Here is a 25,418-nt window from a genome sequence, read left to right on the forward strand (position 1 = left end):
TCTAAACAATTCTAATTACCGTTACCTAATCCCAACAAATATTCAGCAGCAACAAAAGGTGTAGTTTCATTAGCTTCAATAAGCTCCAATTGTTTTTTAAGCGCAATTTTAATTTCAGTATTATTAAAGAATTCACTTTTAAGCTGATCTTCAATAGTCTGTATTAACCAGAATTTGTTCTGCTCGTTTCGTTTAGAATAGAAGTAATTATTTTCGGTAGTTAGTTTTAAGTATTCCATAATCATGTTATAGACTTCTTCAATACCTTGGCTTTCTATAGCACTGCAGGTTATTACCTTTGGTTGCCATTTAGATGCTTTTATTGGATACAAATGCAAGGCACGATTAAACTCAACTTTAGCTAATTTAGCACGCTTAGCATTGTCGCCATCGGCTTTATTAATAGCAATAGCATCTGCCATTTCTATAATACCGCGTTTTATACCTTGAAGTTCGTCTCCAGCACCAGCGAGTTTTAATAATAAAAAGAAATCTACCATACTATGCACGGCAGTTTCACTTTGGCCAACACCAACGGTTTCAATAATAATTGTATCGAATCCTGCAGCTTCACATAAAATAATAGACTCGCGTGTTTTTCTAGCAACACCACCAAGAGAAGTGCCAGAAGGACTTGGTCTAATAAAAGCATTTTTATCTTTTACTAAATCTTCCATTCTAGTTTTATCGCCTAAAATACTACCTTTAGTAAGCGAGCTACTTGGGTCTACTGCTAATACAGCAACCTTTTTGCCAATACTAGTTAAGTAACTTCCAAAAGCCTCTATAAAAGTACTTTTTCCAACACCGGGAACACCGGTAATTCCAATACGAATAGATTTGTTAGCATGAGGTAAACATGCTTTTATAACAGCATTGGCTTGCTCTAAGTGTTTCGAGTTTTTACTTTCTACTAAAGTAATAGATTGACTTAAGGCCGTAATATTACCTTCTAAAATGGATTTTACTAAAGTATTAGTAGTCTTTTTTTGTTTTCGGCGTTCTTTAATCTTAGCAATAGCATTATCGCTGGTTATTTCTGGATTAGAAATACCATCGTTTTCTTTTAATGCTGATTTATTATGATTTGCCACGACTAAATTATATGAAAAGTAAATGTAATAAAAACGTCTCGACTGCCCTCAATAAGACAAAAGTATTATTTTAAAAGTTCCAGAAATACAATAATTAAATACTCATTTAAAACACAAGAGTAAATAATTGAATACCGAAAACTGAACACTATCTATTTCAACGGTACCACAACTTTTGCAACATCCCAAGCCATAGTTAAAGATAAATTATCTGTAGAATTATCGAAAGCGATAGTAAATTTCTCTACAGGTTTGTCTAGTTTTTGAACAGGAACAGAGAAACTAGCAACATCAAATTCTGGAATACGCATAGGTTTCATAGTCTCGTCAACTCCCCATTTATATTGTTTGGCATTAAACATTATATTCCAAGAGGTGTCGTTAGGGATAGTCCAAAGTGTATATTTTCCTGCAGGAAGCGAGTCGTTTCCAACTTTTAAAGCTTTGTTAGTTTCAAAAGTAGTCGCCTCGTTTGCTCCAGTTCTCCAAACCTCGTTAAAAGGTACTAATGCTCCAAAAACTTCACGATTACGTTTAGACGGTCTGTTGTAGAAAATTCTTAATTTTAAATCGTTTAAGTTAAAAGCGACTGTGTCTTTAGGACTCTTACGTTCTTCAAAAATGCCTGTTTTTGTATAATAGAAATAACCAACAATGGCAAAAATGATAACAAGTAAAAAAACGATAAACCGTTTCATAGGGAAATTTATTAGGATTAATTAAAGTTAGTAAAGATACTTTAAAAGCTAAGGATGGTCAATATCTTAACGCGATTTTAATATTTTTTGTTGCTATCTTTAAAAAAAAATGAAACTTTTTTGCAACATCTTAAGTTTTGACTCGTCTTTAATGTGAGTTCGAAAATAAACTAACCAAAAACCAATAAGTGAAAGTCGTTCAATTAAATATTATTGAATTGTGTAAACAAAACAATCGCAAGGCACAATTGCAATTATACAACCAGTATTGTGATGGTATGTATTGTATTGCAAAACGTTTTGTAAACCACACCGCAGAGGCAGAAGATGTAGTACAAGAATCTTTTATAAAAGCATTTTCGAAACTGCACCAGTTTAAGGGCGATGTTACTTTTGGAGCTTGGTTAAAACGAATTGTTATTAATAAAAGTATCGATTATCTCAAACTAAAAAAGCAGCGTTTGGTTGAGTTAGAAGACGTTCATTTAAAAGTGATCGATACTAATGAGAATAACAGTTGGTTGGTGGACGATACAACAACTCTGGACGAAATTAAAGCAGCAATTAATAATCTGCCAGACAAGTACAAGTATGTGTTAATGTTGTTTTTAATAGAAGGGTATGACCATGAGGAGATTTCCGAAATATTAAACATAACGCAAGTCGCATCACGCACACAATTGTCTAGAGGAAAAGTGAAATTAAAAGAATTACTAAAACATAAGAGTTATGGCGAAAGATATTAGAGACCTTTTTGAAGCAGACAACAAACAGTCTACAGAGCGCATGCCATCTGGTCACGAAGTACGATTTCTAAACAAACTAGAAACGACTTTGCCAGAAAAGAAAAAGCAGAAATTTAATTGGCTGTCTATTGCAGCAAGTGTTGTCGTGTTTTTAGGTTTATGTTTTGGAGGTTTTCAATTTTTTAATGCCGAAAACACCCAAGGTATTACCGTTACAGATGTAGCACCTATTGAAACAAAAACAATTGGAGATATTTCTCCAAACTTAAAAAAGGTTGAAGATTATTATCTCGCTAATATTAATATAGAACTGTCTAAAGTAAAACTAACACCAGAAAACAAAGAACTGTTTGATGGTTATGTAAAACGATTAGACGAGCTTAAAGCAGAATACAAACGTCTAAATATAGAGCTTACAAACGAAGGTCCAGACGAGTTAACTGTAGATGCGCTTATTAGTAATTTAAAATTAAGATTAAACTTAATGTATCGTTTAAAAGAACAATTAAAGGACTTGAATACGGTAAATGCTAATCAATTTTAATGTTGAAAATGAATTCAACAAATCAAAAAAATAAAAACATGAAACATATATATATCAGCATGCTTTGTTTTTTTGTAACCTGTAGTGCCTTAGCGCAAAACAGATTGACAAAAACAAAGGAAACAGTAAAGGCAAGTAAACAGTCTACAATCTATTTAGATGCTAGCCACACTAATGTAGAGGTAGATACTTGGAATAAAGATTACGTAGAGATTGAAGCTTATATTGAAAGTAAAAAATTAAGCAAAGAAGATCTTAAATTGGCTTTGAAATCTTGGGATTTAGATATCGAAACGGAAGGTAATGCAATAACAATTCGCTCTAAAGGCTCGCAAGGACTTTGGACAGAGGATATGAGTGTTAATATTTTAAACGAAGAATCTATTGAAGCTTTATCTAATATGGATTTTAATTTAAACCTAGGTCCTTTGTTAGAAGGCTTAAGCAGCTTAGAATCTTTAAAAGATTTACCCGAAGCTTTAAACGTATTACGCATTCCAAAATCTCCAGATGGCAACTATAATATGGATTTCGATTTTGATAAATATCAAGAAGAAGGTGAGCCATATTTAAACTCTTGGAGTAAAAAGTACAGAAAAGAATATGGTGAAGAGTATGAAAATGAAATGCGCCAATGGGCTAAAAGCATAAAACAATCAGACTTAGATTCGTTTGAGAAAGGCATGGAAAATTGGGGAGAAAACCTTGGTAAAGATATTGAAAAAGCTATCGAAGAAGGTTTTGGTAAAGATTTCGAGAAGAAAATGGAGAAATGGGGAGAAGACTTTGGTAAACAGTTTGAAGAAAAACTAGCACCAGCAATGGAAAAATGGGGAGAAGAGTTTGGTAAGGCTTTCGAAGAAAAGATGGAAGAAGCGTTTGGAGATTCGAAATCTAAAAACCTTTTTGAGAACTCTAATAAAACACATGAGTTAATAAAAACCATAAAGATTAAAATGCCTAAAAAAGCCAAGTTAAAGCTTGATGTTAGACATGGAGAACTTAAAATGGCATCTGTAATTAGTAATCCAGACATTACTATTTCTCACGGTAAATTTTTAGCTAATAGTATTGATGGAAGCAACGCTTCCATCAATATTTCATATTCTAATGCGTCTATTCAATCATGGAATGAAGGTGCTTTAAAGCTAAACTATGCTTCTAAAACTAGTATTAAATCGGCTAAAGATTTAATGCTTAATGCGGTGTCTTCTAATATAGATATAGAGAATTTAAGTGGAAACTCTGTTATAGATGGTAGTTTTGGAGATTTATATGTACAGAATATTACCGAAGATTTTAATAACCTCCATATTGTTTTAGAGAATAGCGATGCGCTTTTAAACCTGCCAAAAGCAATAAACTATAACTTGTATTTTAAAGGCAATCAATCGAAATTTAATAAAGAGAAAACAAACAATAAAACAATAACGCATAACCCAAACAATGGAGGCTCTAATAAAACCATTGTAATTAATGCAAAGTATAGCAACGTTATTGCTGAATAAATTTTATTTTTGAGTTCAATATTAATGATCGTTTTTACGTATTAAATATGAATTCAACAGACTTCAAAACATGCTTGGCAGCTTTAACTGCACAAAATATATGTGTAATAGATGCTTCCATTTCTAAAAGTGACTACACACCAATCGATTTATCTGAAGCTAATACAGACTTACAAAACTTCGATATTTCATCTTCTAAAGATTGGGACACCTATATTACCAATTACCTTAATGAAAGAAACAAAAAAGTAGCCTTTGGTGGTTATCTTGAAAAACGTGGTATTTATAATCGTAGCGATTATTTTAATAACCCTAATCCTGAAACCGAACGGAATATTCATATTGGTTTAGATTTATGGATAGCGGCTGGAACATCTGTTTTAGCAGCTTTTAATGGCGAAGTACATAGTTTTAATGATAATACTAATTATGGCGATTATGGTCCAACTATTATCTTAAAACACGAGCTAGAGGGTTTTGTGTTCTATACACTTTATGGACATTTGTCTCGCGAATCTTTATCTAACTTAAAATTAGGTGAGAAGGTAAGTCAAGGACAAACTATAGCTTATTTAGGTGAAGCTGAGGTAAACGGTGATTATGCTCCGCATTTACATTTTCAAATTATTATAGATATACAAGATAAAGTTGGCGATTATCCGGGAGTAAGCTCTTTAATAGATTTAGATTTTTATAAAGAGAATACTGTTGATCCAGAAGCTGTTTTAGGACTATAATGTGCTTTAATTTATTATGAGAAGATTGCCTTTATTGTACAATTAGTTTCAAGAACAATGTCAAAATTTTTAGTTATTCATCTTTAATGCTTCAATTTTTTTTATTTCAGCTATGTTTAACTTTTCAATTGCTGTAATAAAAGCATCAACATTATTAAATTCAGCTTTGTACCAATCTTGTTCATTAAAATAAATGTGCATTGCTCCTCCTTTTTTAAAGGTGTAACCATAACGCGCAAATATTTCGTTTCTCATTATTTTTAATTCAACTAGAGATAAAGACATTAGATATTCCGGACTACTAACTTCGAACTTGGTTTTAATATGTTTTCCAGTTGTAATTTCTCCAATTGAAAAACGCCTTGCTATTTCGTATTGGTTATCTGTTCCTGTCTGTACTGGCGGAATATTTAATTTTAGACATTTAATCATTTTATTACCTATCTTATAGATTACAAACTCTCCATTGGTTTCATCAGAATAAAACTTATTACCATCTATTTTTATGTTGGTATAGTTAAGATAGCTAGTGCGCCAACCTACTGTTTGTTCGTTTTCGGTTAGCCAATCTCCAGATTTAAGTTGCACACAAATTAGGTTATTGTGTATCGCTACGGTTAATTCCGCCTCAGCCTCAGAGAAGCCTATAGCATAAATACCTTCGTATTCATCTATATTGTTTACATGCCAAGAGGATAAATTATTCTCATTAATTTCTTCACCAGCTAAAATTTGAGAGAAGGCATTTAAAGAAACTAATAGAAGTAAAAAGAGTAGTTTTTTTAGTTTCATAAATTGTAAATAGTATGATATTGATTAATAGTGTTTTAGCTTAGACGAAGATAATTTAAAAATAAAGAAAGTCGAATTTGTTAAAAATAGTTTTTAATTAAGTCTTTTCAAGAAGTAAGTTAACCATTAGATATTTATTGTTTTGCTTTATTACGTAATGAAATTAAAGCAAAAATAGGGCCTATAGCTAATACGGTATAAATGGCATTAGAGTTTGTTAATTCGATTAATTTTGAAATAAATTGAATACTAATTATCGTAATTAAAAAGCCAAGGCAGTTAACAATTGTAAGCGCTGTTCCTTTTATTTCGGCTTCAACATTTGTAACTACTAGTGTAGATAATAGTGGTGAATCTGCAATAACAACCATTCCCCAAAAAATAAGAAAAGCAATAAATAGGCTTTCATATTGTGTTGTAAAAACTATTGGAGAAATTAAGCAACATACACAGGATAAAAGTAAAGCTATAAATGCTGTTCGTTTTACACCTATTCTTATAGATACAAAGCCACTTATTATACAAGCTAATCCACCTATTCCAATTATAATAAACGATAACATGGGAATATTAAATGTAGCCGAAGTATTGAATTCGCTATATCGTTTTAGCATAAAAGGAACAAATGCCCAAAAAGTGTACAGTTCCCACATGTGTCCAAAATAACCAAAGGCTGAAGCTCTAAAGGTTCTGTTTTTAAAAACACTAAAAAATGCTAACAAGTCTGTTTTCTGGCTCACCTTACGGTATGGACCATTAGGTACTAAAATTAGCATTAATAAACCACCAAGTAATGCAAGTGTGGATGTTGTAATCAATACAGATTCCCAAGGATATGTATTTGTGATTTCTTTTAATAAATGCGGTAAAGCGGTACCCAATACCAAAGCGCCAACTAAAAAGCTAAGCGATTTACCAAGTCCTTTTTCGTAATAATCGGCAGCTATTTTCATGCCTACAGGATAAATGCCTGCAAGAAAAAAACCTGTTAGAAAACGTAGTATAAGTAAGCTTGTTAATGTATTACCTTCCCATATAACACCCAGATTAAATAATGAACCCAGTAGTGCGCTTATAAAGAATACTTTGGAAGGCGAAAAGCGATCTGCAATTGTTAGTATAGCAAATAAGAGTGTGCCAATAATAAAACCAAATTGTACAGCAGAAGTTAAATGTCCTAAAGCTGTTGCTTTAAGGTTGAAGTTTATTATAAGATCGTTTATTACTCCGTTTCCAGCAAACCAGAGTGATGTACAACAAAACTGAGAGATTACAATTATAGGAAGTATTAACTTAGAATGTTTCAATTAGTAGTGAGATTCAATTTTATCTGCTTTTATATTAATTAAAAACATAACGATTGGCTAGAGATTTTCCGAAGAAAAAACCAGCAATAACAAATATGCCATCAGCTAGTCTAAACCAAAGCTCTTTTGGAAGCATAAAAATATTAAAGAAGGTTGCTAATAACATTATTACTCCTACAATATACGCAGGAATCATACTAGTTTTAGATATAAATCCAGCCACTAACATACCTGCAATAGGTCCAATAAAATGTGCTATAATAACAAATATTTTAGCTCCTACAGGAATGTTAGCCATATTGTTTATTAACCATTCCATATCCATAGCATTGGCACCTTCTGGTAAAGGGAAAAAGGATTGTCCAAGAACATTTTCAAATAAATGAACAGAAGCACTAGCTACTATTAAGCCTACAATTGTTGCAAGTATATTTCTAAGCATGATTTTACGGTTTTTAAACTCAATTATGAATTGGTTATATAAATAAAATTACAAAATAAATAATGAATGTAATTTTAACCGTTATCTTTTTTTGCTAAAAATAACGATGTCTTGGTATTCAACTTTAGTTGTGTCTCTTAATTTATCTTTCCAAAAGCCATCAATTATGCTATCAATTTTTAAGTTATGCTCATCAAGCATTGTTTCTAGCATTGTTTTGTGAATGGCAATGTTTCCAGAGGTTACAGTTTCGTTCATTAAACGATAACCGTCAAATTTTACAGGAAAATTGAAGAGTTCTCTGTTGGCAATGTAGTCTTCATTTTCATTGTCATATAAAAAGAATGTAGATAAACACTTTCCATTAGGTTTTAGCGTTTTGTGTATTTCTGCAAAATAGTTTGAGATCTCTTTAATCTGCATGTGTGTAAATACAGAAAAAGTAAATATTTTATCAAAACTGTTTACTTGATATGGAAATTGAAATTCTTCGGCTTTCCCTATATTGTTATTGTATAAATCGTTAAATAAAGGAATGTATTTAAAATTGAAGTTTGGAAAATCTTTGTTTATTTTGGAATTACACCAGTTTACGCCTTTTTCTACAACATCAAAACCATCGTAGCTTCCTGTTTTATTTAAATATTTTGATAATGCTATTGCTGTACGACCAATACCACTACCAATGTCTAAAACAGAATCTGTAGGTTTTAAATTGATATAAGTAGTTAAGAGTTGTAGTTGCTGTTCACCTTGTTTTAAAAACTTTTCAGCTCCAGAAGGAGAGCCTGTATATATAGAACCTCTAGAAGGAACGTATTTATTAGTTTTTCCTGTGAGTTTATCCCATAAATCAATTGGGAAATAATAAAGCTTTCTAACTATATACTTTTGCTTAGTAGGTAAATTATACCATAAATTTCTTAAAGTGTTGCTTTTGCGCATATAAGTATTAGTGATTGCTTTTGTAATTTAGGGCCTTGTTTAAGGCTGCCAAAAATAAGATATTATTGTTTAATTGAAAACTTACATCGAACTATAAACCAAAGATGTTCTAACTTAAAATTAACAACGTGGTTTATTATGAAAAATTATATTAAAAATTAACAAATCAAAAAAAAATCCTGAAGCATATGCCTCAGGATTTTTTATATTTTAATGTTCTTTTATTTTACTCAACAATAACCCATTCACCTTTAGCTATTAAAGGTTCGGCTTGCTTGTATTTAACGGTTTTACTTTCACCATTCATTACATTTTTAATAGTCACTTTATCATTACGTCCAATTTTTGGTTGATCGCGAACAATAGTTTCTACTACTTGCCTTTGTGGTTGCGTTTCTCCTGCTTGTCTGTTTTGAGCAGAACGCTCATCTAGATTAGGAATTTCGTCTTTTTGAGCCTGTAAATTATCTTTCTTTTTTACGTCTCTAGCTTCACTAATTGTGCTTGTGTTTTCAGTTGGTAATTCACCTTTAAATAAGAAAGAAATAACATCTTTATTTACTTGGTCAATCATAACTTTAAACAATTCGAAAGCTTCAAACTTATAGATTAATAATGGATCTTTTTGTTCGTGTACCGCTAATTGTACAGACTGCTTTAACTCATCCATTTTACGTAAATGTGTTTTCCAAGCATCGTCAATAATAGCAAGTGTAATGTTTTTCTCGAAATCGGTAACTAATTCTTTACCTTGAGATTCGTATGCTTTTTCAAGATCTGTAACAACTTGTAATGTTTTTACACCATCTGTAAAAGGTACTACAATACGTTTGTACTTATCTCTTTGGTTTTCGTATACATCTTTAATTACTGGGAAAGCAACTTCTGCATTGCGTTCCATTTTAGCTTTATAATGATCGAAAGCAGCAGTATAAATACGTTTTGCTAGTTCTGTAGCAGAAAGCTTATTAAACTCACCTTCTGTAATTGGAGATGCCATTGAGAAGTAACGAATTAATTCGAATTCGAAATTCTTAAAGTCGTTAGCACCTTTGTTAGTTTCAGCAATACCTTCCGAAGTATCGAAAATCATATTTGCTAAATCCACACGTAAACGTTCACCATTTAAGGCATTAAAACGACGTTTGTAAACCACCTCACGTTGAGAGTTCATAACATCATCATACTCTAATAAACGCTTTCTAACACCAAAGTTATTTTCTTCAACTTTTTTCTGAGCACGTTCAATAGACTTAGAAATCATAGAATGCTGAATCACTTCACCTTCTTGTAATCCCATTTTGTCCATCATTTTGGCAATACGTTCACTACCAAATAATCGCATTAAATTATCTTCAAGCGAAACATAGAATTGAGAACTACCTGGATCTCCTTGACGACCAGCACGACCTCTTAACTGTCTATCTACACGACGTGAATCGTGACGCTCTGTACCAATAATGGCTAGTCCGCCAGCAGCTTTTACTTCGTCGCTTAATTTAATATCTGTACCACGGCCTGCCATGTTTGTAGCAATAGTTACTTGTCCTGGGTTACCAGCTTGTGCTACAATATCTGCTTCTTTTTTGTGTTGTTTTGCATTTAAGACGTTGTGGTCTATTTTACGTATGCTTAACATCTTTCCTAAAAGTTCAGAGATTTCAACGTTAGTTGTACCAATTAACACTGGACGACCTTGTTCTGCTAGACTTGTAACTTCGTCTATAACAGCATTATATTTTTCACGTTTTGTTTTAAAAACTAAATCTTCTTTATCTTTTCTTGCAATAGGTCTGTTAGTAGGAATTTCGACAACATCTAATTTGTAGATTTCCCAAAGTTCTCCTGCTTCTGTTACGGCAGTACCTGTCATACCAGAAAGCTTACGGTACATTCTAAAGTAATTTTGAAGTGTTACAGTTGCAAAAGTTTGCGTAGCATCTTCAATTTTTACATTTTCTTTAGCTTCAATCGCTTGGTGTAAACCATCGCTATAACGACGACCATCCATAATACGACCTGTTTGCTCATCTACAATCATTACTTTATTTTCCATAACAACGTATTGGTTGTCTTTTTCGAATAAAGCATAAGCTTTTAATAATTGATTTAAAGTGTGAATACGTTCAGATTTTATACCGAAGTCTCTAAATAATTCTTCTTTTAGGTTTGCTTCTTCTTCTGAAGGTAAGCCTTGAGCTTCAATTTTAGCAATAGCAATTCCAATTTCTGGTAATACAAAGAAATCTGGATTGTCTTTACCAGAAATGTATTCTACACCTTTATCTGTTAATTCAATTTGATTGTTTTTTTCTTCAATAACGTAGTATAAAGCTTCATCAACCTTTGGCATCTCACGATTGTTGTCTGCCATGTATTGGTTTTCAGTTTTCTGAAGAATTTGTTTAACACCTTCTTCACTTAAAAACTTAATTAATGCTTTGTTTTTAGGAATACCTCTATAAACTCTTAGTAATTGGAAACCACCTTCTTTAGTATCTCCATCTGCAATTAGTTTTTTAGCTTCTACTAAAGTTTGTGTTAATTGCTTACGTTGTACAGATACTATGTCTTCAACCTTAGGTTTTAGAGCATCGAATTCGTGCTCATTACCTTTAGGTATTGGTCCAGATATAATTAATGGAGTTCTTGCATCATCTACTAATACAGAATCTACCTCATCGACAATAGCGAAGTGGTGACGACGTTGTACTAAATCGTCAGGCGAATTTGCCATATTATCACGTAGGTAGTCGAAACCAAACTCGTTGTTTGTACCGTAAGTAATATCAGAATTATAAGCTTTTCTACGACCATCACTATTTGGTCTGTGGTAATCGATACAATCAATAGTCATACCGTGGAATTGGAATATTGGTGCCATCCAAGCCATATCACGTTTTGCTAAGTAATCGTTTACGGTTACTAAGTGCACACCTTTTTCGGCTAATGCATTTAAGTACACAGGTAACGTTGCTACTAAGGTTTTACCTTCACCAGTTTGCATTTCTGCAATTTTACCTTGGTGCATGGCAATACCACCTATAAGTTGCACGTCGTAATGGATCATGTCCCAAGTAATTGGTTTTCCAACGGCATCCCAAGAGTTAGCCCAAGTTGCTTTATCACCATCTAAAGTAACATAATCTCCCATTCCAGAAATTTCTCTGTCAAAAGGACTAGCAGTAACTGTAATCTCTGTATTGTTTGTAAAACGTTTTGCTGTTTCTTTTACAACTGCAAAAGCTTCAGGTAATATATCGTTTAAAGTTTGTTCAACTGCTTCGTAAGATTCGTCTTCGATTTTATCAATTTCTTGATAAATATCTTCACGTCTGTCTATATCTTCGGTAGCATCAGCTTCTGTTTTAAGTTTGTCTTTACGCTCATTAAAAGGCTTTCGCGTTTCGGCAATAATAGCTTTGAACTCAAAAGTTTTAGCTCTTAATTCATCGTGAGATAAAGATTCTAGAGCAGCTTCAAAGGTTTTAATTTTATCTACTAAAGGTGATATGGCTTGCACATCTTGTTTGGATTTGTCTCCAACAAATAGTTTTAGTACGGAATCTAAAAAACTCATAGTTTTATATTTTATATTTCGATTGTAATGTTTTAGTGTTATAAAACATCACAGTTATTATTATAGTTAGTTGTAACTAGTTTTTAGGCTTAGTTAAATTGCCTTTGTTTTAGATGCTATTTACATCCAAATTTTAAGGGCTTAAATATACGTTTTTAGCTGTGGTTGGCTAAATTTTAAAGCACAAAAAAAGTCCCAAATTGAGACTTTTTTCCTTTGTTTTTATTGTTTAAACGTAGCATTGCTACATTTTTTACTACTAGTTACGCAGTGTTGCATAATTACTAGTACTCGTCCTCGTTCCAGAGGTAGTCTTCATCTGTTGGGTAATCTGGCCAGATTTCTTCAATTGAATCGTACGAATCTCCTTCGTCTTCAATTGCTTGTAAATTTTCAGTAACTTCTAAAGGTGCTCCTGTTCTAATCGCGTAATCGATAAGTTCGTCTTTAGTAGCAGGCCAAGGTGCATCACTTAAATGAGATGCTAATTCTAATGTCCAATACATTTCTTAATAGATTTATTTTTTGCAAAAATAAATTTTTAGTATTAATAGGCAAGAAAAAAGTGAATTATTTTTCAGTAATAAAAAAGAACGTCATTTTTCACTGAAACTATTTGATACTAAATATCTTGCAGTGTTATTTAATGGCAGATTTTCAATATTGTTTTTCTGTTTCGCTCTGCGTACCATATTTTCCTTAAAATTATTCTAATAAAACGACCTTTTTTACTTTCTACTTCAATATAAAAAGAAACCTTAACAGAGGCTATGCTTTATTTTTCTACTTTGTATAAAATAAAAAATCATCATTTTATTTTATCTTAATTTTAAAGAAGACATGGTATTAGTGCTTTTCAGGAATCCATTTTACTTCGTCTGCTTGTAAGTCATGAGACAACTTTCGTGCCAATACAAAAAGGTAGTCAGAAAGACGGTTTAAGTACATTAAGGCTTCGGGTAAAAATGGTTCTAATTCGTTTAATGCACTTGCTAAACGTTCGGCTCTTCTACATACACAGCGTGCTATGTGACAGAATGACACTGTTTGGTGTCCACCAGGTAGCACAAAATGCGTCATAGGAGGTAAGTCCTCATTCATAGCATCCATTTCGTGTTCTAATAGCTCTATATCTTCGGCAGAAATCTTATTTATATTTAAACGTTCTTTTCCGTTTTTTAATATTAGTTTTTCAGGATCTGTTGCTAAAACAGCACCAACAGTAAAGAGTTTGTTTTGAATAACAGCTAAAACATTTTTGTATTGCTGGTTTATATCTTGATCGCGAATAAGTCCAATATGCGAGTTAAGTTCGTCTACTGTGCCATAACTATCTATGCGGATATGGTGTTTTGGTACACGAGTACCACCAAATAGAGCAGTTGTGCCTTTATCTCCTGTTTTTGTATATACTTTCATGTGTCTTTTTTGTTTTTTAATTGGTCACATGTTGCTTCCATTTAGATATCTTTTTAGTTTAAAGATTCTGTTATGAAAGGTTCATGTTTACGAAGTTAAAAGTTATATGTTAAACGCTAAACCTTTTTGGATAAAATTATTTACTTTAACTCTTCTTCAAAATATTAGAAATGCTTAAAAGCGCGTTTATTTCTTAGAGTTAAACTTTTGTTGTTTAAGAAAACCAGTGTTAATCCAATAATAACAGCAATAAGAAGCCAAGGAATATCCATAGATTTAGTTTAAATAAAAAATAAAACACGACTATTGGCGCTTCATTTTTTGTCTGAATTTAGTTTTATTGTTTCTTAATTTTCGTTTGCGATTAATAACAGAAACAAATGCTTTTGCTAACAGTAATAATCCAAATAATGCGATAATAGGTACTAGCATACTTATATCCTTATTGTAAAATGTTCTTTTTCTTGTTCTCTTCTAAAAAAGACAAAGCCTAAAAAGAAGGTATCTATTGTTACTGTAACTTGAGGATGTTTTTTAATTGTTTCCCAGGCTTCAGTCATTTCTTTAGACCAATAAATGTCATCAAATATAAAAACAGAATCGTTAGTTGTTGTTGGTAATAAAGTTTCAAAATAATCTAAAGTGGCTTGCTTTTGGTGATTGCCATCAAAATAGATTAAATCGTATTTATTTGAAACTAAAGGTTTAATAATATCGTTAAAGTCTCCTGTAAGTATTTCTGTGTTTTTTATGTTGAATTGACCAAGAGTGCTTTTCGTGTATTCCGAAATATTTGGGCAACCTTCTATAGAAGTCATTTTAATTTCTGAATTTGCAACAGCCATAGCATGAGTTGCAATACCTAAAGAAGTACCTAATTCTAGAATAGTATTAATTTGAAGGTAATTTACAAGACGAAATAATAATTTAGATTCTTTTTTCGAAGCACCTACTTTTTCTGCCATTTTAGAAACCGAACGCTGGTTTGTTTTAAAAACACGACTGCCAGAACCTAAATCTATAACATCTATAGTGTCTTTGCTTTTTTTTAAAGCTTTACGATATAGTGTTATTTGTTTGTATAAATTGTGTTTAGATTTATCATAAAAACATTTAGTAATTAAGTTGTACACAAAAGGAGAATGGACTCCATGTTGGTTTGTGGAACGCTTTAAAAATTTTATGTAAGCTATTATTTGATGTAACATTTTGAACTCCTCTTTCTTTAGGTGTCTTTAAGGGACTTTTAAATTCATTTTCCTCTTTGAAAAAAAAGAGGAGAGCGTTTGAGAGATAGTACTAGGCGGTTCTGTATTAATAATCTTATTTATTATTTTTTTATTCTTTAGAAATAACTAGCAATAATGAATGTTATATTAAAAGTAAAAAAAGAGATTGAATATTGAACACTGCCTACTCTATTAACCTTCTAGTTTTTCTGTTAACTCTAACCAGCGCATTTCTTTTTCTTCAATACTATCTATAATGGTTTGAAGCTTATTAGAAAGTTTATTAATTTCATCTGTAGAAAGTTCCGGGTCCAAGAATTTTTTCTCTAATTCTACTTTGTCAAATTCTAAAGTTTTTATTTTACTTTCTAGGTTTTTGTATTCCTTTTGCTCGTTATAAGATAGCTTTACATTGTTGTTCTTTTTCCAGTTCTTCTTTTCTTTTTTCTCAGCTTCAGAAACATCAGAAATAACAGGTTTACTATCTTCATAGGCTCTAAAATCACTATAGTTACCAGGGAAATCTTCAACAACACCTTGGCCTCTAAAAATAAATAAGTGGTCTACTATTTTATCCATAAAATAACGGTCGTGAGAAACGACTAGTAAACAACCAGGGAAATCTAATAAGAAGGCTTCTAGCACGTTTAAGGTTACAATATCCAAATCGTTAGTTGGCTCATCGAGAATTAAAAAGTTAGGATTTTGTATTAAAACAGTACATAAATATAAACGCTTACGTTCACCACCACTTAGTTTTTCGACAAAATCATATTGTTTTTTTCTATCGAAAAGAAAACGTTCTAATAATTGTTGAGCACTAATTTGACGTCCTTTTTTTAATGGAATATAGTCACCAAATTCACGAACAATATCTATAACCTTTTGGTTTGGTTTAGGAGTAATACCACCTTGAGTGTAGTATCCAAATTTTACAGTTTCACCAATAATTATTTTTCCGGAATCTGGTTGAGCGGTTTGCGTTAAAATATTTAAAAACGTAGATTTTCCCGTTCCGTTTTTTCCAATAATCCCGGCGCGTTCACCTTTTTGAAACATGTAGTCTAAACCATCTAAAATAACTTTGTCTTTATAAGATTTAGATACTTTTTTAAGTTCAACAATTTTACTACCCAAACGCTCCATGTTTAATTCTAACTGAATCTCATGGTCGTTTCTACGTTGGCTTGCTTTGTGTTTTATTTCGGTAAAATCGTCTATTCTCGATTTAGATTTGGTTGTACGTGCTTTTGGTTGGCGACGCATCCAGGTTAATTCCTTTTTAAAAAGTTGTTTTGCTTTACCAACTTCTACACTTTGTTGTTCTATTCTCGCTTCCTTTTTTTCTAAGTAATACGAGTAGTTTCCTTTGTAAGAAAACATTTCGCCTTGATCTAATTCTATAATCTCATTACATACACGCTCTAAAAAGTAGCGATCATGCGTCACCATAAATAAGGTCATGTTTTCTTTAGCAAAAAACTCTTCTAACCATTCTATCATTTCTAAATCTAAATGGTTTGTTGGCTCATCTAAAATTAAAAGATCTGGTTTATTAATTAAAGCATTGGCTAAAGAGAGGCGTTTTCTTTGTCCACCAGACATGCTGCTTACTTTTTGTTGTAAATCTTCTAGCTTTAATTTAAAGAGTATTTGCTTGTATTGCGTTTCAAAATCCCAGGCATTTTGGATATCCATTTGTTCGAATGCAATTTGATAAGCCTCCGCATCTTCAGGATTTAAAAGCGCTTTCTCGTAATTTTTAATAACATCAAGAATAGGGTTGTCGCTATTAAAAATAGTGTCTTCAACACTTAAATCGCTATTTAAATACGGTTCTTGAGGTAAAAAAGATACTTTAATATCTTTTCTAAAAATAACATTACCAGAATCTGGCTCATCAGTTTTTTCAAGGATATTTAAAATGGATGTTTTTCCAGTACCATTTTTAGCAACAAATGCTACTTTTTGTCCTTTATGGATACTAAAAGAGAGGTCTTCAAAAAGCGTTAGCTCTCCATAAGATTTCGATATACTTTCAACAGTTAAATAAGTCAATGGCTTTTTTTTTACAAATAACGGTTAAAAAACCAAAAAAGCGGGCACTAGTTTTGTTATTCATGATGAAAGGCTATATTTGTGTTTAATCAAAGCACCCTAAAATGAATAAATTTATAGTAGTTGTTGCTATACTATTCAGTGTACTATGTTCTTCATGTATCACTAACAAAGACGTGGTTTATCTTCAAGACAAAGGTACTGTAGTTAACGATTCTTTATTGTTAAAAGAAATGGGAAAGCCATACCGTGTTCAAATTAATGATATTCTTAGTATTAATATAAAATCGACTAACAGTGAAATAACAGAGTTGTTAGCTATTTTTCAGCCTGTAGCGCAAGAAGGCTCTGGAGTTGAGCAAGAGGCACTTTATTTTAGTGGTTTTACGGTAGATTTACATGGTAATATAGAGTTTCCTATTTTAGGAAAGATAAACGTATTGGGTTATACTACAGACGAGATTAATAATAAAGTTAAACAAGCTTTATTAGATAAGTATCTTAAAGACGTTTCTCAAATATTTATAACAGTTAAAATGGCTGGTTTGCGCTATACTGTTACTGGAGAGACTGGAAGAAGTGGCGTTTATACTTTATTCCAAGATCGTGTAAATATTATTGAAGCGCTAGCTAATGCTGGAGATATTAAAAATACAGGAGACCGAACAGATGTGAAAATTATTAGACAATATCCTGGTGGGCAAAAAATACATAGTATTGATTTAACGGATGTTGTAGCGATGCAATCACCATATTATTATATTCAATCTAACGATATTATTTTAGTAAAACCATTAAAGCGAAAGGCTTTAGGAGGAGGAGAAACTGCAACACAGACCTTAACTACTATTGCTTCTATATTTTCGGTTTTAGTATCAACATATTTCTTGGCTAAAAACCTCTAAAACAATTATAATATGAATGACGAATTTGATGTTTTAGAGTCGCAGCAACCTGCTTTTGATATTAAAGCTTTTTTATTTAGAGCTTTACGTTATTGGTGGTTGTTTATTTTATGTATTTGCATAGGTATATTTATTATTCATCAACAAAATATTAGAAAGCAACATTCTTATACATTAGGCACTCAGATTTCTGTAGAAGATGATACAAATCCCTTATTTACTTCAAACACAAGTTTAACCTTTAATTGGGGAGGTGTTTCTGGGAAAGTAAATACTATTAAAACAGCTTTAAGATCACGCTCTATACACGAAAAAGTTGTAGACAGTTTACAGTTTTATATGAGTTATCTAAAACAATCTCGTTTTAGAAAAGACGATGTCTATAAAGCTGCTCCATTCAGGTTTATACAATCACCAGATAGCTACCAGTTATTAAATGTGCCTATTAAAATTACTTTTATAGATGATGAGAATTTTGATATAAGTTGTGATTTTACATCAAATGTAATTAATGCTCAGAATTTTACAGATAAAAAAATCAAACCTATAGATGTTAATTTAGGTGTGTTTACAAAGCGTTATAAAATTGGAGAACCAATTACTTTACCTTATTTAAATGGTGTTCTTGTTTTAGATGCAGAACGGTCTATAAAAGAGAATAAAGAGTATTTTTTGCAGTTTAATGATTTTAATACCGTTGTAGCAAGTTATAAAGGCCGTATTCTAGTAAACAACCAAAAAGGATCTGCAATACTAAATTTAAGTATGACAGATTATAATAAAGGTAAAATAGTCGATTATTTAAATAAAACGGTAGAAGTAATAAGTGCAGACCAATTGGCTAGAAAGAACCAATTTGTTACCAACACTATTAATTTTATTGATGGCCAACTTAATCGCGTAAAAAAGGATTTGACATTAAATTCAGACTCTATTAATACTTATAGAAGTAAGAATAAAATTTACAATCTAGATGAAGAGAGTACAACAATTAATACTAAACTTTCTACTTTAGAAATAGAAAAAGATGGTATTAATAGAAAGCTAGCCTATTATGCAAGTTTAAAAAGTTATCTAGAAACTAGTAATAGTTTTACAGAACTTCCTGCACCTTCTATAGCAGGAGTAGACGATGGGAATATATTATCTAATATTTCTAAAATTAATGGCTTATCTGTTCAGAAAGCAAATTACGAGAAGTCAGTAAGAAGTGATGCCTCAATATTTTCAGATTTAAATCAAAAAATAGAATCTTTAAAGCGTGTGCTTTTAGAGAATATTAGCTCTGCAACTAATGGATTACGTCGTGAATTAGGAGAGGTTAATAATAGAATAGGAATTGCAACGTCTAAAATAAGAAAGCTTCCTAAAGCACAGCAAAACCTATTAGGTATTCAAAGACAATATGCTTTAAGCGAGCAAACGTATAATGTGTTTTTAGCAAAACGTGGAGAGGCAGATATTATTAAATCGTCAAGTGTAAGCGATATATTAGTAATAGATCCTGCAAAAGATACCGGTAAAGGAGCAAACGATTTAAAATTAAGTTCACGTTACATGCTTGCTATTTTTGGAGGCATTATTCCACCATTATTATTAGCCTTTTTGTTTACTTTTTTCGACAATAAATTACATAGCCCAAAAGATTTAGAAACACAATCTAATATCCCTTTATTAGGTGTTGTTGGCGTTAATACATTAGACAATAATTTAGCTGTACATAGAAAACCAAAATCTACAATTGCCGAAGCTTTTAGAGCTATAAGAACCAGTTTGCAATACATGTATAAAAAGCATGAATTGGAAGGTAGTAAAACAGTAATGGTAACATCGTCTGTAAGTGGAGAAGGTAAAACGTTCTGTTCTATTAATATTGCAACAGTTTTAGCGCTTAGTGGTAAAAGCACAGTGTTAGTAGGATTAGATTTAAGGAAGCCTAAAATTTTTGGAGACTTTAATATTAAAAATGATATTGGTGCTGTTAATTATTTAATTGGACAAAAGGATTTAGATGGAGTTGTTCAAAAAACTGAGGTTGAAAACTTAGATATTATTACCTCTGGGCCCATACCTCCAAATCCATCAGAGTTGTTAATTAGTGACAAAATGGATGCGTTAATCGTAGAGTTAAAAGAAAGATACGATTACATAATTCTTGATACACCTCCAGTAGGTTTAGTAGCAGATGCTTTAGAATTATTAGAATATGCAGATGCTTCATTGTACGTTGTAAGACAAGATTATACTAAAAAAGGGATGCTAAATCTTATTAACGATAAACATAAACGAGGCGAGGTGAAAAATCTAAGTTTTATTTATAATGGCTATAATCAAAAAGGAAGTTATGGCTATGGCTATGGCTATGGCTATGGTTACGGCTATGGTTATGGCGCTTATGGGAATGGTTATCATGAAAACGATAAAGAAAAACGAAGTCTTATTACGCGATTAAAAACGTTTTTTAAGCTTTAATATAATATTAAAATGCATAAATATCACACTACAGATTTTTCAGAGCTTCAATTTTTAGTCACAGGAGGTGCTGGCTTTATTGGTTCTAATATTGTTGCTTATTTATTAAAGCATAATGCTAAAAAGGTTCGTGTTTTAGATAATCTTTCTAATGGTTATATGGCTAATTTAGAGCCGTTTTTACATTTACAAAACTTTGAATTTGTAAAAGGAGATATACGAGACTTAGAAACGTGCAAGCAAGCCGTACTTGGTATGGATTATGTAAGTCATCAAGCTGCTTTAGGTTCAGTACCACGTTCTATAGATAATCCTATCTTAAGTAATGCAGTAAACGTTACAGGTTTTTTAAATATGTTAGTAGCGTTAAAAGAAAGCAAAACTGTTAAGCGTATGGTTTATGCAGCCTCGAGTTCTACTTATGGAGACAGTGCAAACTTGCCTAAGGTCGAAACTATTATTGGAGCGCCATTGTCTCCTTATGCTGTTACAAAATATGTGAATGAATTGTATGCCGATGTGTTTGGGAAAACTTATAATACAGATGTTATTGGTTTACGTTATTTTAATGTGTTTGGACCAAAGCAAAGTGCTAATGGTGCTTATGCTGCAGTAATTCCTTTATTTATGGAAGCTGTGAGTAATAATAAGCCCGCGACTATAAATGGAGATGGCGAGCAAACAAGAGATTTTACATACGTAGATAATGCTGTTCAAGCTAATGTAAAAGCCTTTTTTGCATTGGATAACGCAAAGAATGAAGTGTTTAATATTGCTTGTGGCGAGCGAATAAGTATTAATGAGCTTTGGAGTTCAATTAATGATTCTGCAAATAAAAAGATTAAAGCCATACATGGCCCTAATAGAGCAGGAGATGTAAAAGATTCTTTAGCTGATATTAGTAAAGCAAAAGCGTTATTAGGTTACACACCAGACTATTCTGTAAAAACAGGTTTGGCTGTTACTTGGGACTATTTTTCTAAGCAATAGCAATTGGTGTTTTTAGAATAAAGGATATATAAAAAAAAGAGGACGCTTAGCGTCCTCTTTTTTTTTTGTAACTACTACAGTATGTCTAGTATTTGTAAAACATTGTATGCTCCATTGTTTAAGGCATACTGTACGCTATTTACTTCTTGATAAAAAGCTAGTTTTAAAAAATAATACACTTGACCTGTTCCTGTGGGCATGGTTGTAGGTGTTGCATTTATAGTTGTTGCTGTACCATTTATAGGTATATTGGTTACAGTGCTAATAACTAGTTCTTTTTGTTGAGTTTCGAAGTCTAGGTTTAAAACACCAGCAGTAAAACTAACATGAGTTGCTCCACCTGGTCCATTAATGTCTTGTAATGGGTTGAGGTTTGTAATGGTTACTTCACCAGTGGTTGTGTTTACTTGGTAATCTGTATATAGTACACTGTCTAAAGGTGCGTTGTTATTAAAGTCGAATGCTTTAAGTGCATTTTTACCATCGGTTGTTTGCATGCCGATACCTACTTTTCTTAAACCTCTAGCAGAGGTTAAGTCGGCATTTTTTACAACACTAAGTACTTTGGTTAAGCGGCTTGTTACTCTACCGTCTTTAACATCGGCGAGTAGTGGTGTTAATGCTTGTCTAAGTGTTTTACCACTAGTTGCCACGTGACCAAACTCTGTTCCGTTTTCTCGTGTTCTAATAAATGCAGGATCATTTTGGATTCTGTTTTTAGAGACTCCTCCTTTTGTGCGGACTAAATATCCGTCTTTTCCTTTGTAGAAGGTTAAACCATCTAAGGTTCCTTCAATTTTAATAAGGCTTTTTAATTTTGCCATTTTTTTGTTGTATTTGCCACTTTGGCTTGTTAATAATGATAACAAATTACCTTCACCATGAGCTCCTAGTGCATGCAATATTGTTTTGTTGTTGTAAATTTAAATAAGAGAGGTGGGTGTGTTTTTTAATTTTGCTGTTTAGCGTGTTTTTTGTTATTCTTTGCTGTAATTGTTATTGTTGTTGTGTGGTTTCATTTTTGTAGTTATTGCCTGTTTTGTGTCATTTTTGCTGTTTCTGCTGCTTTGTAATGTTTTTGTTTTTTTAACATGGGCATACCTTTACTATACAGTATTCATACTTTATCTATGCTTAAGCTATAAGGCATTTATAGCTGTCTTTTTGTTGTTTTTTAAAGAAGTTATTTTTTATTTTATTGCTTTTTAGTCTTTTTTACTGTGTTTTTTCTTTTCTAAAACTGTGTTATGTACTGTGTTTGTTGCTTTTGTTTATATGTTGTTAATAATTGTTAATAATCTTGTTTATTAAAAATGATTTATGTAAGTATTTTTAAAAAAAAAGTATTAATTTTGATAGGTATAAATTATAGTGTTATAGATAAGTATTGTTTTTTCTTATAATAATATTGCGTAATTAAAAAGTATATGAGATTAAATAAGTTGTGTATAAACACTAATGAAGCTTCTGCAATATTAGGGAAGAGCCAATCGAGTGCGCGTACTTTAATGCGTACGATTAAAGACGTTAATAATAAACAGAGGCATCATGAAGTGACTATAAAGGAGTTTTGTGATTATACAGATATCCCTTATGATGATGTTTTTAATATGATTAATCCTAGTTCTAAGTCGGCTTAATTGTTTCCGAGCTCTTCTTCTAATGTTTATTTTGGTGCGCTTTTATTTAACTTAAACTACTATAAAGTGTAAGTTTTTAGTGCTAAAACACCAAAAAATGTTTTTATTTGTAATTATAACATTCAAATAAAAACACCACAGCCTTGACTTCTAAAAGTGCTTCAACCGACTGGCTTTATACCATTTCTCCAAAACGAAAAATGATAGACTTAAACTTCAAAGAGATTTGGAGGTATCGTGATTTATTGTTTCTATTTGTAAAGCGAGACGTTATTACGCAATACAAGCAAACTGTTTTAGGTCCACTTTGGTATTTTATACAACCGTTGTTTACTAGTATTATTTTTACTTTAATTTTTAATAATCTAGCAGCAATACCTACAGGAGATGGTATTCCTTCCTTTTTGTTCAACTTAGCAGGTATTACCTCTTGGAATTATTTTAGTTCGTGTTTAACAGGAACAAGTAATACGTTTACAGCAAATAAAGGTATTTTTGGTAAAGTGTATTTCCCTAGAGTTATTACGCCGCTATCTGTTGTGTTTTCAAATCTTATAAAGTTTGGTATTCAGTTGTTGGTGTTTGTTTGTTTCTATGCTTATTTTGTTTTTTTTACAGACAAAGCCTTTAATGCTGTGCCACAAATTGCTATAGTTTTATTACCATTACTTATTATTTTTATGGGCTTGTTTGGTTTAGGATTCGGGATGATTATTTCCTCTCTAACTACTAAATATCGTGATTTAACTTTTCTAGTTGGTTTTGGTGTGCAGCTGTTAATGTATGCTTCGGCAGTAATGTATCCATTATCTTATTTTAAAGAAAAAGTACCAGAATATGTCTGGTTCGTAGAATATAACCCAATGACAACCATAATAGAGCTTTTTAGATACATGACTTTAGGTATAGGCGATTTTTCAATATCAAAATTCATGTATGCAGGACTAGTAAGTATTACGTTCTTTTTAATAGGATTAGTTATTTTTAACAAAACCGAGAAATCTTTTATAGACACTGTATAATTATGAAAGATCAAGATATTATTTTAAAAGCAGAAAACATTTCTAAACAATACCGTTTAGGTGTTGTTGGTACAGGAACTATAAGCCACGATTTAAACCGTTGGTGGAGTAGTATTCGCGGTAAAGAAGATCCCTATTTAAAAGTAGGAGAAAGTAACGATCGTAGTACAAAAGGAGAATCTCAATACGTTTGGGCTTTACAGAATATTAATTTTGAAGTAAAACGCGGAGAAGTATTAGGTATTATAGGTAAAAATGGAGCAGGTAAATCTACTTTGCTTAAAATACTATCTAAAGTAACAGGTCCAACCACTGGAGAAATTAAAACTAGAGGACGTATAGCTTCACTATTAGAAGTCGGTACAGGTTTTCATGGCGAAATGACTGGACGAGAAAATATCTTCTTAAATGGCGCTATTTTAGGAATGACTAAAAAAGAAATTAAATCTAAAATAGATGAAATTATAGATTTTTCTGGCTGCGAGCGTTATATAGATACACCTGTTAAAAGATACAGTTCTGGTATGACTGTGCGTTTGGCCTTTGCGGTAGCAGCATTTTTAGAACCAGAAATTTTAGTGATTGATGAGGTTTTGGCTGTTGGTGATGCCGAGTTTCAAAAGAAGGCTATTGGTAAAATGCAGGATATTTCAAAAGGAGAAGGACGGACTGTTTTGTTTGTTAGTCATAATATGGCTGCAGTAAAAAGTTTGTGTACGCGTGGTATTGTTTTAGAAAATGGCAAAGTTGTTTTTGAAGGTGACCAAAATGAAGCGGTCACAAAATATTTAAATATTCAACAAGAGACCGCTTTAACTTTTGAAAATACTCTTTCTGGTAAAGAAGATGCTTATATCAAAAAAGTTAGAATTTTACCTAATAATAGTGCCGGTTTTCAAGAATTTGGTAAGGATTTAGAAATTGAAATAGAAGTCTTTACATCTATTTTAATCGATTCTCCTGCAGTGTCTTATCAAATTTTGGATAATAATAATCAACCAATAATACATGAGTTAATATTAAACAGTGAGCAATTATTTTGCCAAACTTCTGGTAGTTATTTGTTAAAATCTATCATAAAGAATATTAAATTGTATCAAGGAATTTATAAATTGAATGTTTTTTTTGCAGACAATTTTTCAAAAACTATTTATAATAGTTTAATTGAAATTTGCTCTTTTGAAATAATTAACACAAATAAACGAGACTACTATTGGAAGACAGGGTCTGCGATTTATAAAGAAAACGATACATCGTGGACTGTAAAAAGTGATAAAAATTAAATATACG

22 protein-coding genes are annotated in these 25,418 nt (G+C 31.7%); 10 read left to right on the forward strand and 12 right to left on the reverse strand.

All coding sequences use genetic code 11. The annotated features are described in order from the left end of the window. Positions 1–11 precede the first annotated feature (11 nt). Positions 12–1,094: a methylmalonyl Co-A mutase-associated GTPase MeaB gene (gene meaB, locus Q0935_RS09020; protein ID WP_299384961.1), complete on the reverse strand. Its 1,083-nt coding sequence runs from the start codon at positions 1,092–1,094 to the stop codon at positions 12–14. Positions 1,095–1,246: 152 nt separating this feature from the next. Continuing rightward, on the reverse strand, positions 1,247–1,792 hold the full coding sequence (locus Q0935_RS09025; RefSeq protein ID WP_299384963.1) for a DUF2911 domain-containing protein: 546 nt from the start codon (positions 1,790–1,792) through the stop codon (positions 1,247–1,249). 188 nt (positions 1,793–1,980) lie between these two features. Here Q0935_RS09025 and Q0935_RS09030 point away from each other — a divergent pair, with 188 nt between their 5' ends. The 4 genes from Q0935_RS09030 (at position 1,981) to Q0935_RS09045 (ending at position 5,327) form a co-directional block, all read left to right on the forward strand. Continuing rightward, complete coding sequence (locus Q0935_RS09030; RefSeq protein WP_299384967.1) at positions 1,981–2,538, forward strand: RNA polymerase sigma factor; 558 nt, start codon at positions 1,981–1,983, stop codon at positions 2,536–2,538. Next, on the forward strand, positions 2,522–3,082 hold the full coding sequence (locus Q0935_RS09035; protein WP_299384970.1) for a hypothetical protein: 561 nt from the start codon (positions 2,522–2,524) through the stop codon (positions 3,080–3,082). Before Q0935_RS09030 ends, Q0935_RS09035 begins: the two co-directional genes overlap by 17 nt. 104 nt (positions 3,083–3,186) lie before the next feature. Continuing rightward, positions 3,187–4,590, forward strand: a complete 1,404-nt coding sequence (locus Q0935_RS09040) for a hypothetical protein (RefSeq protein WP_299384974.1) — start codon at positions 3,187–3,189, stop codon at positions 4,588–4,590. A gap of 47 nt (positions 4,591–4,637) precedes the next feature. Beyond that, positions 4,638–5,327 (forward strand): peptidoglycan DD-metalloendopeptidase family protein, encoded by a 690-nt coding sequence (locus Q0935_RS09045; protein ID WP_299384979.1) that lies wholly within the window; start codon positions 4,638–4,640, stop codon positions 5,325–5,327. A 69-nt stretch (positions 5,328–5,396) separates the two neighbouring features. On the opposite strand, the gene Q0935_RS09050 is transcribed toward Q0935_RS09045, so the two are convergent. The 9 genes from Q0935_RS09050 to Q0935_RS09090 form a co-directional block, all read right to left on the reverse strand. Continuing rightward, positions 5,397–6,119: a YARHG domain-containing protein gene (locus Q0935_RS09050; RefSeq protein WP_299384983.1), complete on the reverse strand. Its 723-nt coding sequence runs from the start codon at positions 6,117–6,119 to the stop codon at positions 5,397–5,399. Positions 6,120–6,253: 134 nt separating this feature from the next. Next, on the reverse strand, positions 6,254–7,426 hold the full coding sequence (locus Q0935_RS09055) for a nitrate/nitrite transporter (RefSeq protein WP_299384985.1): 1,173 nt from the start codon (positions 7,424–7,426) through the stop codon (positions 6,254–6,256). A 34-nt stretch (positions 7,427–7,460) separates the two neighbouring features. Beyond that, complete coding sequence (locus tag Q0935_RS09060) at positions 7,461–7,868, reverse strand: hypothetical protein (RefSeq protein ID WP_299384989.1); 408 nt, start codon at positions 7,866–7,868, stop codon at positions 7,461–7,463. An 81-nt stretch (positions 7,869–7,949) separates the two neighbouring features. Beyond that, positions 7,950–8,813, reverse strand: coding sequence for a class I SAM-dependent methyltransferase (locus tag Q0935_RS09065; RefSeq protein ID WP_299251595.1), 864 nt, complete (start codon positions 8,811–8,813; stop codon positions 7,950–7,952). 226 nt (positions 8,814–9,039) lie between these two features. Next, a complete protein-coding gene (gene secA, locus Q0935_RS09070) occupies positions 9,040–12,393 on the reverse strand; it encodes a preprotein translocase subunit SecA (RefSeq protein ID WP_299384992.1) in 3,354 nt (1,117 codons plus the stop codon). Positions 12,394–12,677: 284 nt separating this feature from the next. Then, complete coding sequence (locus Q0935_RS09075; RefSeq protein ID WP_034057512.1) at positions 12,678–12,899, reverse strand: DUF2795 domain-containing protein; 222 nt, start codon at positions 12,897–12,899, stop codon at positions 12,678–12,680. 340 nt (positions 12,900–13,239) lie between these two features. Continuing rightward, complete coding sequence (locus Q0935_RS09080; RefSeq protein ID WP_299251601.1) at positions 13,240–13,812, reverse strand: cob(I)yrinic acid a,c-diamide adenosyltransferase; 573 nt, start codon at positions 13,810–13,812, stop codon at positions 13,240–13,242. A gap of 434 nt (positions 13,813–14,246) precedes the next feature. Beyond that, on the reverse strand, positions 14,247–15,020 hold the full coding sequence (locus Q0935_RS09085) for an O-methyltransferase (RefSeq protein WP_299384995.1): 774 nt from the start codon (positions 15,018–15,020) through the stop codon (positions 14,247–14,249). Between the two features lie 213 nt (positions 15,021–15,233). Further along, a complete protein-coding gene (locus Q0935_RS09090; RefSeq protein ID WP_299384998.1) occupies positions 15,234–17,099 on the reverse strand; it encodes an ABC-F family ATP-binding cassette domain-containing protein in 1,866 nt (621 codons plus the stop codon). Between the two features lie 104 nt (positions 17,100–17,203). Here Q0935_RS09090 and Q0935_RS09095 point away from each other — a divergent pair, with 104 nt between their 5' ends. Genes Q0935_RS09095 through Q0935_RS09105 form a run of 3 tightly spaced genes read left to right on the forward strand, consistent with a single transcriptional unit; the run spans position 17,204 to position 21,466 of the window. After that, positions 17,204–18,004 carry a polysaccharide biosynthesis/export family protein gene (locus Q0935_RS09095; RefSeq protein WP_299385002.1) on the forward strand — a complete coding sequence of 267 codons (801 nt, stop codon included), beginning with the start codon at positions 17,204–17,206 and terminating at the stop codon, positions 18,002–18,004. Between the two features lie 12 nt (positions 18,005–18,016). Continuing rightward, positions 18,017–20,476 (forward strand): exopolysaccharide transport family protein, encoded by a 2,460-nt coding sequence (locus tag Q0935_RS09100; RefSeq protein WP_299385005.1) that lies wholly within the window; start codon positions 18,017–18,019, stop codon positions 20,474–20,476. A 12-nt stretch (positions 20,477–20,488) separates the two neighbouring features. Beyond that, positions 20,489–21,466, forward strand: coding sequence for an SDR family oxidoreductase (locus tag Q0935_RS09105; RefSeq protein WP_299385008.1), 978 nt, complete (start codon positions 20,489–20,491; stop codon positions 21,464–21,466). Between the two features lie 74 nt (positions 21,467–21,540). On the opposite strand, the gene Q0935_RS09110 is transcribed toward Q0935_RS09105, so the two are convergent. Then, on the reverse strand, positions 21,541–22,290 hold the full coding sequence (locus Q0935_RS09110; RefSeq protein WP_299385011.1) for a hypothetical protein: 750 nt from the start codon (positions 22,288–22,290) through the stop codon (positions 21,541–21,543). Positions 22,291–22,893: 603 nt separating this feature from the next. On the opposite strand from Q0935_RS09110, the gene Q0935_RS09115 reads away from it, so the two are divergent. The 3 genes from Q0935_RS09115 (at position 22,894) to Q0935_RS09125 (ending at position 25,411) form a co-directional block, all read left to right on the forward strand. Further along, positions 22,894–23,106: a hypothetical protein gene (locus tag Q0935_RS09115; protein WP_299385014.1), complete on the forward strand. Its 213-nt coding sequence runs from the start codon at positions 22,894–22,896 to the stop codon at positions 23,104–23,106. 200 nt (positions 23,107–23,306) lie between these two features. Further along, positions 23,307–24,128: an ABC transporter permease gene (locus tag Q0935_RS09120; protein ID WP_299385352.1), complete on the forward strand. Its 822-nt coding sequence runs from the start codon at positions 23,307–23,309 to the stop codon at positions 24,126–24,128. Between the two features lie 2 nt (positions 24,129–24,130). Further along, positions 24,131–25,411, forward strand: coding sequence for an ABC transporter ATP-binding protein (locus Q0935_RS09125; protein ID WP_299385017.1), 1,281 nt, complete (start codon positions 24,131–24,133; stop codon positions 25,409–25,411). Positions 25,412–25,418 lie beyond the last annotated feature (7 nt).

It is taken from the genome of uncultured Lacinutrix sp. (assembly GCF_947500605.1).
Classification (GTDB): Bacteria; Bacteroidota; Bacteroidia; order Flavobacteriales; family Flavobacteriaceae; genus Lacinutrix.